The organism is Actinomadura sp. WAC 06369 (genome assembly GCF_003947565.1).
GTDB lineage: Bacteria > Actinomycetota > Actinomycetes > Streptosporangiales > Streptosporangiaceae > Spirillospora > Spirillospora rifamycini.
Genome location: NZ_QHJN01000341.1, coordinates 1 through 2,581, shown reverse-complemented (window position 1 = coordinate 2,581; position 2,581 = coordinate 1). Strand labels below are relative to the sequence as shown.

Annotated in this window: 2 protein-coding genes; both read right to left on the bottom strand. The window is 78.7% G+C overall.

The features are described 5' to 3' along the window. Positions 1 to 43: 43 nt before the first annotated feature. Positions 44 to 1,234 carry a YncE family protein gene (locus tag DMH08_RS39250; protein ID WP_051300665.1) on the bottom strand — a complete coding sequence of 397 codons (1,191 nt, stop codon included), beginning with the start codon at positions 1,232 to 1,234 and terminating at the stop codon, positions 44 to 46. 87 nt (positions 1,235 to 1,321) lie between these two features. Continuing rightward, a complete protein-coding gene (locus DMH08_RS39245) occupies positions 1,322 to 2,377 on the bottom strand; it encodes an NYN domain-containing protein (RefSeq protein WP_026402561.1) in 1,056 nt (351 codons plus the stop codon). Positions 2,378 to 2,581: the final 204 nt, after the last annotated feature.

Genomic DNA, 2,581 nt, shown 5'->3' with positions numbered 1-2,581 from the left:
GTACCGCTGACCGACCCGCCGGCCCGCCCGCCCGGCGGGTCGGTCAGCGGTACAGGCCGGTGCCGCCGAGCGAGTACCGGCCCGGCTGCGGGTGGACGACCAGGGACGTCGGGCGGCCGCCCACCCGGATGCGGTGCAGGACGCGGCCCGTCGCGGTCGACACCGCGTACACGACGCCGGACGGCGCGGCGAGCCACAGCGCGGAGCCGTCGGACGACACCCCGCCGACGGCCGGGGCGGCGCGGCCCGGCAGCGGCCAGCGGGCGGCGACCCGGCGGGACCGGAAGTCGACCGCGGCGAGGACGCCGCGGCCCGCGACGAACAGGCGGCGGGCGTCGCGGCCGACGGCCAGCCCCGCGGCGCCCGGCGAGGTGCGCAGGAAGCCCGCGGCGGCGAACGCCTGCGCGTCCACCAGCCACACGCCGCCCCGCGCGGCGTCCGCGACGTAGAACGCGCGCCCGTCCGGGGAGAGCCGGACGTCGCCGGGGCGGGCGCCCGCGGGCAGCCGCAGCGTCCGGGCGACGCGGCGCCCCGCGACGTCCACGGCGACGAGGGCGCCCGCGGCGGTGCAGGACGCGACGAGCCGGCCGTCCGGCGCGAAGTCGGCGTACCGGGCGGCGCACGGCAGCGGGATCGCGGCGCGCGGCGCCATCGTGCGGGGGTCGCGGATCCCCACCCGGCGGGGCCGCCGGGACAGGACGAGCGCCCGTTCGCCGTCCGGGGTGAAGTACAGGCCCGCGGGGTCGGGCACCGGCACCGGGCGCCCCCGCCCGGCGGGGCCGACCGGGACGAGCGCGCCCCGCCGGGTGTCGGCGGCCCACAGGCGGCGCATGTCCCAGGACGGGACGACGCGCGCGGCGCCGCCCGTCGGGAACCGGTCGACGACGCGGAGCCGGAGCGGGTCGACGACGTCGAGGGCCGGGCCCGCGGCGACGTACACCCGGCGGGGCAGGTCCCGGGCGGCGGGCGCGAGCATGCCGGCGCCGGTGGCGGCGTACACCCGGCCGCCGGCGGGCGCGGCGGCCGGCGCCGCGTCCCGGGCCGGGCGGGGCGTGCGGAGCTCGACGTACGGGGCGGCGCCGCCGAGGCCCACGACCGGCGCGTCCGGACGGCCCTCGCCGGGGCGGTGGAACGGGACGGGCGCCTGGCAGGCGGCGGCGAGGGCGGCGGTCACCGCGACCGCGCCCGCCGGCGGCGGCGCGGTGCGGGCGCCGCGGCGTCGCCGTCGAAGCATGGCCCCTCACCCCCGGCGGGGACGTTACCGGGCGGCGACGCGCCGTGTCCGCGCAACCGCGAAACGTGTACGGCGGGACGGGACGGCTTAGTCGGACTTGCCGATCCCGATGCCGAACTCGCGGTACACGCGCTCCCAGAAGCCGTCCCGCAGCCAGGTGCGGGCCTCCTGGTAGGGGCGCAGGGAGCCGCCGAGCTCCTTCTCGGCCTCGATCAGCAGCTCCTTGTCGATGACCGGCGGCAGGATCGGGCCGGGAAGGAGGTCGCGGATGTTGTCCCGGCCCCGCTCGAAGATCCACTTCTGGGCGACGTGCTCGCCGATCTCGAGCATGTGGTCGCGTTCCGGGCCGAGCCGGCCGTCCGACTGCGTCCCGGAGGTCGAGTTCATCGCCGCCGCGACGGTCGCGGGCGTCGCGTTCCCCGCGGGCACCGGGACGGCGCCCGCCCGGACGGCGGCCGCGGGCTTCACCGCCGGGGGCCGTCCGGCGAACACCTGGGACGGGGACGGGACGGGGCTGGTGCGGCGCTCGGCGGCCTCGCGGACCGCGGCGGCCGTGCCTGGCGCGGGCACCGGCAGGACCTTCGCCTTCGTGAAGTACGGGCGCAGGAAGTCGGCGGGCAGCACCTCGACCGTGTCGGACTCCCAGACGAGCCACTCGGCCTGGTTGGAGCCGTGCGTCGGCTCCACGCCCCACAGGTGCACGCGGACGCCGTACCGCTGGGCGGCCTCGACGGCGGGCAGCATGTCCTCGTCGCCGGCCAGCAGCACCGCGTCGGTGATCGCGCGGTGCCGGGCGAGGGCCTCCAGGTCGGCGCGGAGCTGCGCGTCCACGCCCTTCTGCTGGCCCTGCGCGTTCAGGTTGCCGAGCCGCAGCTTCACCAGCGGCAGGTTCGCGATGACCCGCTGGTCGACGGTCGGCTGCTTCTTCGGCGCCGCGTCGAACCAGTACACGCGCAGCAGCTCGCCGAGCAACTGGTCGTCGGCATGGCTGGTCAGCGCCTTGATCAGCTTCTCGGCGGCGACCCGGTACTCGCGCCGGGAACCGCAGCCGAGCAGCAGGGCCCCGGAGGCCGCGAAGAGGTACCCCGCGTCGACGAAGATGGCGTAGCGCGCGGGCTGTGGGACGAACTCCGAGGTGGCCATGGCCTTCCACCTTATTCGTGTGGAGGGCCGCACTGGGCGCGAACCACGGTTACATGTCGTTTCGGCCGGTCGGCGGGTGTGTCGCCGCCGACCGGCCGGACGGGGCCAGGCCGGGGGCAGGCCGGGGCCCGACCGGGGGCCGGCCAGGGCCCTCGTCAGCGCGGCAGCCCGCTGGCCCGCCAGGAGCCCGGGCCGCGCGGCGGG